Annotated in this window: 7 protein-coding genes and 1 pseudogene; 4 read left to right on the plus strand and 4 right to left on the minus strand. The window is 35.9% G+C overall.

What is annotated here, in order from left to right; translation table 11 throughout:
- Positions 1 to 316: 316 nt before the first annotated feature.
- On the minus strand, positions 317 to 595 hold the full coding sequence (locus tag SLH51_RS23980) for a DUF4183 domain-containing protein (RefSeq protein ID WP_335964106.1): 279 nt from the start codon (positions 593 to 595) through the stop codon (positions 317 to 319).
- 29 nt (positions 596 to 624) lie between these two features.
- Between SLH51_RS23980 and SLH51_RS23985 the strand changes: the two are divergent.
- From SLH51_RS23985 to SLH51_RS23995, 3 genes and pseudogenes are all read left to right on the plus strand, one after another.
- Positions 625 to 843 (plus strand): annotated as a pseudogene (locus SLH51_RS23985) (DUF4183 domain-containing protein); the annotation flags it as partial.
- A gap of 407 nt (positions 844 to 1,250) precedes the next feature.
- Positions 1,251 to 1,385, plus strand: coding sequence for a hypothetical protein (locus SLH51_RS23990; protein WP_335964107.1), 135 nt, complete (start codon positions 1,251 to 1,253; stop codon positions 1,383 to 1,385).
- Positions 1,386 to 1,452: 67 nt separating this feature from the next.
- Complete coding sequence (locus tag SLH51_RS23995) at positions 1,453 to 2,547, plus strand: PRK06851 family protein (protein WP_335964108.1); 1,095 nt, start codon at positions 1,453 to 1,455, stop codon at positions 2,545 to 2,547.
- Positions 2,548 to 2,685: 138 nt separating this feature from the next.
- Here SLH51_RS23995 and asnB read toward each other — a convergent pair whose 3' ends face one another.
- Entirely contained in the window at positions 2,686 to 4,575 is a 1,890-nt protein-coding gene (asnB, locus tag SLH51_RS24000; RefSeq protein WP_335964109.1) for an asparagine synthase (glutamine-hydrolyzing), read from the minus strand.
- Positions 4,576 to 4,826: 251 nt separating this feature from the next.
- Here asnB and SLH51_RS24005 point away from each other — a divergent pair, with 251 nt between their 5' ends.
- Positions 4,827 to 5,435, plus strand: coding sequence for a restriction endonuclease (locus tag SLH51_RS24005; protein ID WP_335964110.1), 609 nt, complete (start codon positions 4,827 to 4,829; stop codon positions 5,433 to 5,435).
- A gap of 75 nt (positions 5,436 to 5,510) precedes the next feature.
- Here the strand turns inward: SLH51_RS24005 and SLH51_RS24010 are convergent, their stop codons facing one another.
- Together SLH51_RS24010 and SLH51_RS24015 are read right to left on the minus strand one after the other, a co-directional pair.
- On the minus strand, positions 5,511 to 6,773 hold the full coding sequence (locus tag SLH51_RS24010; RefSeq protein ID WP_335964111.1) for a glycoside hydrolase domain-containing protein: 1,263 nt from the start codon (positions 6,771 to 6,773) through the stop codon (positions 5,511 to 5,513).
- A gap of 539 nt (positions 6,774 to 7,312) precedes the next feature.
- Positions 7,313 to 7,756, minus strand: coding sequence for a cupredoxin domain-containing protein (locus tag SLH51_RS24015; protein ID WP_335964112.1), 444 nt, complete (start codon positions 7,754 to 7,756; stop codon positions 7,313 to 7,315).
- Positions 7,757 to 7,979 lie beyond the last annotated feature (223 nt).

A 7,979-nucleotide genomic window follows, 5' to 3' on the forward strand; every position in this document is an offset into this window, starting at 1 on the left:
CCTATTCAATATAGGAATCATCTTCTAGTTGCTTAATCTCTTTTTTTAGAGTGTCCTTGACATAGGTGCCAGTTTAATATGTGCTCTTCTTTATTTTTAAGGATTTTTATAATTTAGGTCTTGATAATGAAATAAGCAACATGCGCATCTAAGTGTTCATTACAAAAAACAGCTAATATCTTGTCATGATATTAGCTGGTTTTTTCACCGATCAAATGATGAAAACTACGACACTTTCAACTTAATAGGTATTCGCTGATCCATATTGAGTTTAAAGATTCCATAATGATTCACACAAGTTACTTTCCATACGTCTTTAGTTCACGGTACATTCAAGCAGGATAGGAACACCAGCATTCTGTAAGTTTCCATCAATAATCGTTAACGTAGTACCATCAAAAGTTGATTCAGTGTCTAGCTGAAGTATCCCATTTATATAGAGATTATAAGATGCAAATACTGTTGGAAAAGCTGTTAGACCAGTATCAGGAGTAGTGTCAGCAAAAACAAACGTACGATCATCAACATCCACCGTACCGGCTCCTATTGTCGAAGCAAATCTTTGCGAGTCTATAAAAGGTTTAACAATGGCCATAAAGTCTCACCTATTTTGCTTTAGCCGATGGAGTCAAATCAGTTTATACAAACGAAGATGAATTAAAAAAGTATGGGGATCGAGGAATTTTAGATCCTAAAACGGTGACTTATATTAATCTTTATGTTAACGGAATTTTACAACCTCAAAATATTTATGAAGTTAAAAAAGGGCTTCTTAATTTTTTGTTTGATGTTCCATTGAAAAATGTTCCTATTTCCCTCCAATTCATTACTATTTATCAATAAATTATTTAGTTTCAATATCTTTTCTTTTCGCATCTGAAAAATGGGCCTTGAAATAGGTCTCACAAAGCTTTAATTCGTATAAATTATAAACTGCGTTGCTTGACAACGGTTTTTTAACATAAATAAATAAGGAGCCGTAGTGTTCCTAAGTAAAAGGTATAATACATGGTAATACAAGTTTTGTGCTTATTCAAGAAAGGGCGCGATTGTTGAATAAGCTTAGATTTTCCATACAGTGAGTTTCGTATGGATCTGGATCAACGACTAGCTCTATAATGAACCTTTCAAATAAAAAGAACCGATTCTTAAGCATGGGTCGGTTCTAATTCTATTATTTAGATAAATTGCGCTTCGTGTCACGGTTGCTGGTTCTACCCCTATAATGGACAATTAATGATAAGAAAACGATGAGATATTTATTAGTACAAGGTGCAAATGCTATTGTTACAGACTGGCCCAGCTTATTGCTAGAACCATTAGAAGAAGAGAACGAATCAGAAGTAATATCACAAGCAAACCATGAAAAGTACCTTGAAATTTGACGATGTAGGCAATCACCCTTGTAAGAATATTTACATATGTTGAGGTAAAAGGGGAAAGGGTGATTGGATGAATGGAAAAGTTTTAAACTATTACGCAGGTGGGAACACAGCAAAGGGGTTTTATAGTTTGCATGATTCTGTCCTAGACGGTTTAAATCGACTGTTTATCTTAAAAGGAGGACCTGGGACAGGGAAATCCTCGTTAATGAAAGCGGTCGGAGAAGAAATGGTGAAGAGAGGGCTTGCAATTGAATATTTACACTGTTCTTCAGATAATCATTCAATTGACGGTGTAATCATCCCGGAGTTTCAAGTAGGCATTGTCGATGGTACAGCTCCTCATGTGGTTGAGCCGAAAGCCCCTGGTGTCGTTGAAGAGTACATCAATTTAGGAGTAGCGTGGGACGAGAAGAAACTCGTAACACATAAGGAAGAGATCCTCCAATTAAATAAGACGATCTCACAAACGTACCAAAAAGCGTATGATACATTCGCTGCTGCACTGAAAGCTCATGATGATATTGAAGATATTTATATTTCTAATATGGATTTTTCGGAAGCGAATAAACTAACTGAAGAGCTTATTGCCGATTTTTATGGTGAGGATACGATAGATAAGCAACCTAAGATAAAGCATAGGTTCTTAGGAGCAGCAACTCCAAATGGGGCAGTTGACTTTATTCAAAATTTAACGGAGGACATTGGTAAACGGTATTTTATTAAAGGAAGAGCTGGCTCTGGGAAATCAACAATGTTAAAGAAAATTGCAGCAGCAGGAGAAGCCAAAGGGTTTGACGTAGAAGTGTATCATTGCGGCTTTGATCCAAATAGTTTAGATATGATTATAGTACGCGAGAAAAATTTTGCCATTTTTGATAGTACTGCACCTCATGAATATTTTCCTAATCGCGATTCAGATGAAATCATCGATATGTACACAAGGTGTATTACAGCAGGGACAGATGAAAGGTTTGCAGAGGACATCGCAAGAACGACGAAGCCTTACAAAGACAAAATGAAAGAAGGCATCTCTTATTTAGCAAAGGTGAAAGTACTCCGAGATGAGCTAGAAGCATATTATGTAGAAGCGATGGACTTTACAAAAGTTGATGAAATCCAAAAGCAAATAATAGAAGAAATAAAACAAATAGTTAGTAAGTAGGAGGAATGGTTTTATACGGTGCAAACAGAATATAAAGGATGTTCTTAGACGCGTAAATAAAAAATATAATCCTCCTAATGGAAAAGGCAAACACAGATAGTAGATCCAACTTGTGTTTGCCTTTTATCTTTTTTCTAGTTAGTAACTAAGCTGCAGCTGCTTTTCAGTTGAAGGTTTATTGTGTACATTTGCTTTTTCCACATATAATGAGTGCCACATCATAAAGCATAAAATAACCCAAATTTTTCTGCTATTGTCTTTCTTTCCTTGGACGTGTTCATCTAGCAATTTTAAAGTTTCTTCTTTTTTAAAGATATAATCAGTTTCGCTAGTAAGCATAATATTCCGGGCCCAATCATGAAGCTCGTCCTTTAACCAATGACGAATAGGGACAGGGAACCCCAGTTTTTTGCGATGTAGGATGGAAGCAGGAATGACTTCTTTCATCGCTTCTCTTAGAACATACTTTGTTGTCCCATTTGCAATTTTGGCATACGTTGGAATGCCGCTTGCAACCTTGAATACTTCTTTATCTAAAAAAGGAACCCGTAATTCAAGGGAATGAGCCATTGTCATTCGATCGGCTTTGACTAATATATCACCAGGAAGCCAAGTGTGAAGATCGATGTACTGCATTTTTGACGAGTCATCAAACAAAGATGCTTCTTCGTATAAATTTCTCGTAATATTGATGAAAGGGCTATTTTCATCATAGGTTGAAAGTAAATGTTGCTTTTCAATCTCGTTTAAAATCTTTGCATTGCCAATATAGCGTTCTGATAATGGCGTAGTTCCCCTTAGTAAATAATTTTTGCCTTTTACACTATCAGGTAAACCGAGCGCCATTTTATGAAGCATCGCTTTTGCAGAACCTGGCAGATAATTAAACCAGTTTAAAGCTAAAGGTTCACGATAAATATTATAACCGCCAAATAGTTCATCTGCTCCTTCACCAGAAAGGACTACCTTCACATGTTTACTCGCTTCTTTCGCAACAAAGTACAGCGGTACAGCTGCTGGATCCGCGACTGGATCATCCATGTGCCAGATAATAGTGGGTAATTCCTTTACAAACTCTTCAGGAGTAATAAGCTTATGAATATGTTCAACCTGTAATTTTTCAGCTGTGTCTTTGGCAATATCAATTTCACTAAAGCCTTCATTTTCAAAACCAACAGTAAACGTTTTGAGGTTTGGATTATGCTTTCTTGCCAAAGCTACGATACTAGTTGAATCAATTCCACTTGATAAGAATGCACCTACAGGGACATCACTTCGCATATGTTTTTCAACGGAATCTTCTAAAATTGCTCTTGTTCTTCTTTTGTAATCATCCAAGTTATTTTTGACTGGTGAAAAGCTTTTCTGAAAATAACAGTTAATTTGTAGCTCTTGGTTTGCTATTTTTAATAAACTATGTCCAGGCAATAACTTTTTCACTTTCGTTGATAAACACAAAGGCTCAGGAACATATTGGTAAGTCAAATAATGCTGTAGGGCTTCTCTTGAAATGTCTTCGGGAAAAATGGAAGCATGAATACTTTTTTGTTCAGACGCAAAAAAAAGTCGATTTGCTGATTCTTTGTAATAAAATGGTTTGATTCCAAATGGGTCCCTAGCCGCAAAGAGTGTTTCTTCTACTTGATCCCAAATCGCAAAAGCAAACATTCCACGAAGTTCCTTTACACACTCTTGACCCCTAGAAATGTACATGGCGAGAAGAACTTCTGTATCTGAATCCGTCATAAAAACAAATCCCTCGGCTAGTAGTTCCTTTCTTAATTCAATATAGTTATAGATTTCTCCATTAAAAACAATATGGTATCTATTTTGTAAAGAAAGTGGTTGAGTCCCATGCTCAAGATCAATGATGCTCAACCTTTTAAATCCTAATTGAACATAGTCATCAATATAATGTCCTGTTGAATCAGGCCCGCGGTGATGAATCGCTTCTAGCGATTTATCCCATGTATGTGCATCTATTGCTTGGACGTCTTTGTTTCTTAATTCACCAATGAAACCACACATTAGTATCCCTCCGAATTGTCTACTATAAAGCAATCGTATATCGTTTTGTACGATAAATTTAATATACCTTATTTTTTGAAAAAATGTGGAAATTTTTTAGTGTTTGCAGGAAAATAAAAAAATGGAAAAAGTCATTGATAAACCGCGTCATGTATCGGTATTCGCACTATAATTCGAAAAAATAAAAACTTACTATTCTGGTTTGGTCACACCTTCTTTTGTATAAACTGAGAAAAGGGAGGTACTCTTTTATGAATCTACAGCAAATTATAACAATTTTAGCGATAATAATTACCTTAGTTGCAGTCATTAACTGGTTTCGACTTAAGCATAAACATGAAGATTTTACGGATGCATTACTCGATAAAGTCGAAAGCGATCTAGAGTTACGAAAAACACTTGCAATGGGTCTATATATGAGATTCAAAAAAAAAGATAACAAACATGAAGAAACTTATAGTTCGTATTTCTTAAAAGAAGATCCAGTTTTATTTGAACACTTTGTAGCAGATTTACTTGAAACCAAATATGGTGGTGATATGTACGTCAATAAACCAAGTGGGAATTACGGAATTAATTTTGAAAACCGACGAGAGGATGGATTGTATTTAGGGCAGATTCATTGTCATAAAGAAGATATTGATTTTGAATCGATTGCAATCATTCACTCTAATATGAAGAAATGGAAAGCTGTTGGTGCATACGTTATAACAACAGCTGGTTTTAGTGATAGAGCGGTAACATATGCTGATGGATTAGGAATTGAATTGATTAATGGAATTGATTTAGTTAATATGTGGTTTGAGTCAATGAAGATAGAGTCTGAATATGTTAAAGAGCTTAACCCATCAGATATTTAGGAAAAGAACGTCTACACAAATTGTGTAGGCGCTCTTTAAAAAAGATAACTAAATGACAAAATTATGCTTGTTGTATTACCACAAAACATCTAGGACGTTTCCATCGAAAATGTTTGTATCGATGTTGCAGGTTTCTGCATCAAGTCCATATTGCCAGCCTCCGATTAATGCTTCCTCAGGATATTCAGGATTATATTCCGGGGCATTTTCTTCAGTGGTAATGCCTTTATTAGGAGCAGCTGTCCAAACATACATCTCATCCAAGATACTAGCATTTTCTTCTGCGGCGGCCTCAAAAGCAGCGTAGAGCTCTTCACTAGGGTCAAAAATTCCATATAAACCAGAACTGTATTCAGATTCAGTTACAACGTCATGCCAGCCCTGAATAAAAGCAGAATCAATCGGATAGATTGGTTCTACATTAGCAAATAAAGCAACGCCTTCAGGGATGCCAAGGTCCCTAGCAGATTCAATAGCATCACGCGCCTCGCTTTGACCGTTTTCATACCCAGTCCCATCTGTAAAGTGATTCCAAATAACAAGGATTTGTATGTCATTTGAGTGTAGTAAATCGATCTCATCCGTCGTTAACCCGTATGAAACCCCTTCTTTATCATCTAGATAACGCCCCCAAACTTGTGGATCGCCAAAATTTTCTCGAACACAAGCGAGCGTGTTGTCGGTTGCTACACGAGCAGAATCGACACCCCATACGGAGTCTGGTGTTTCTTCTTTATTGTCGCTTCTATTCTCTCCATTGTCATTGTTCTCGGACTCTTCGCCGTTATCTCCATTATCTGATTCTCCATCGTTTTCTGTCCCGTCTTTGTCCTGACCTGATATTTGGTTTGTCACATGGTTGCTAATAGTAACATCAACACTGACATTAATATCGTTGGCAACGTTGTTATCAACCTCATTGTTCTGACCACTGTTAATATGATTCTCAATTGAGTTGTCAACATCAGCGTCTTCGGCCGTAATCGTATTCTCTGTTGCACTTTCTATATCAGCATCGTCAGAATTGATATGGTTCTCAACGGAGTTCTTTATTTCTCCGTTAGTAGAGTCAATATGGTTCTTAACCGTATTGTCTACATTACCACCCTCAACATTTATTGAATTAGTTACTGAATTAGAGACGTTGCTATTGCCAGATTGTTCGTTATTCTGTGAGGAGGTATTTTGATCTGATGCATCCTGTTCTTCCTGTGTCACATTTGTAGAGGCAGTTACAGGTTCTGTCGAATTTTCCTGACTAAACAAAGATAAGGTTAAGACAAATAAAAGAGAAACGACTCCAAGAATGATCATAGATAATCTTTTTGTATTCTTCACTTTTTTTCACCACCTTAACTTTCTCGAAAACATCATACGCAGAAGAACTATTATTCGTGAAGGAAATAGGCAAGAGAAGGGAGTGTAAGCTACCACATTTGAAACAAAAAGTAGCAAAATAGATATATGTACCATGAAATTGACACAGCAGTCTGAGCAACATACAATTAGATAAAATATGGGAGAAAGTAGAAAACTAGATTACTTTAAGGTGTGATGTAATGAGAAAGAAATGGGTAGAGGATGTAGGTTTAATTGGACGGCATATAATTCATAAACCTACAAATAATAGAGTGGAGTTGACTTAAGTGGTTGTACGTTTGAGGGGATAGTGAAATCCATTGAGAATTTAACTGGCCCATTGTGTCATAAGAACAAGCAATTGGTTTGCTAAAACACTAGAGTTAATTATAAAAGAGTGAAATATCGCAAGTCACAAAGTTTGGAAATAGTACAGCTGATATGTTTGGGTGATAGTTATACTTAATTAGAAAGCTAGATAGAGCGGTAGAAATTGCACTATCTAACCTTCTAACTTATTAATCAACTACAATATAAGCTATCATAGGACCATCATTGTCAATATGTGAGTGAGCTGTACAAATGAGACGATATACACCCTTTTCAGTAAAGTGTAAATCTACAAGCGTTTCTTGCCCTTTTTGGACAATCCCTTCTATATCGGTTCCTTCAATCATAAAGGGATGTTGTGCACCATTCACTCCATACATTCGTAAGGTTACGTTTTTGTCTTTTGGTACAAAAATAGTTCCTGGATCCCAACGATAAGACTCAATTTCTTTTCCGCCTTCCGTTGTTGAAGTTATCTCACTTGTAACCATGTGAATTTCAAGTGTTTCTTCAGTTGACGGAATAGCTCCAGCTTCAGTAGTTATTCTCGATTGAAAAAAATACCAGCTAAAACCAACGAGTAAAAGTACTATAGCTAGAAATATCCATTTTTTTTTAATGACAATCAACATAATGAATTCCCTCCTTTCATCATACAAGCCTTACAATACTATATGCATGAAGGAGAGGAGAACTTGTCTTATTTTTTATATTTTAGTGAGAATGTACAAAATTCATATGTTTTTTCGGTACGGTTTCTTGAAATTGAGTAGATGAATGAATCAATTTCATAATTGCCTAATTTAAAAATTCAAAGACAGGCAGAATTTTTAAATCCGTTTTTTTCAGACTTTA

The organism is Halalkalibacter kiskunsagensis, assembly GCF_037027555.1.
GTDB lineage: Bacteria > Bacillota > Bacilli > Bacillales > Bacillaceae_D > Halalkalibacter > Halalkalibacter kiskunsagensis.

Bases quoted from the DNA above. Each gene is read 5' to 3' on its own strand.
- SLH51_RS23980 (WP_335964106.1), bottom strand. From the start codon at position 595: ATGGCCATTGTTAAACCTTTTATAGACTCGCAAAGATTTGCTTCGACA.
- SLH51_RS23990 (WP_335964107.1), top strand. From the start codon at position 1,251: ATGAGATATTTATTAGTACAAGGTGCAAATGCTATTGTTACAGACTGG.
- SLH51_RS23995 (WP_335964108.1), top strand. From the start codon at position 1,453: ATGAATGGAAAAGTTTTAAACTATTACGCAGGTGGGAACACAGCAAAG.
- asnB (WP_335964109.1), bottom strand. From the start codon at position 4,575: ATGTGTGGTTTCATTGGTGAATTAAGAAACAAAGACGTCCAAGCAATA.
- SLH51_RS24005 (WP_335964110.1), top strand. From the start codon at position 4,827: ATGAATCTACAGCAAATTATAACAATTTTAGCGATAATAATTACCTTA.
- SLH51_RS24015 (WP_335964112.1), bottom strand. From the start codon at position 7,756: ATGTTGATTGTCATTAAAAAAAAATGGATATTTCTAGCTATAGTACTT.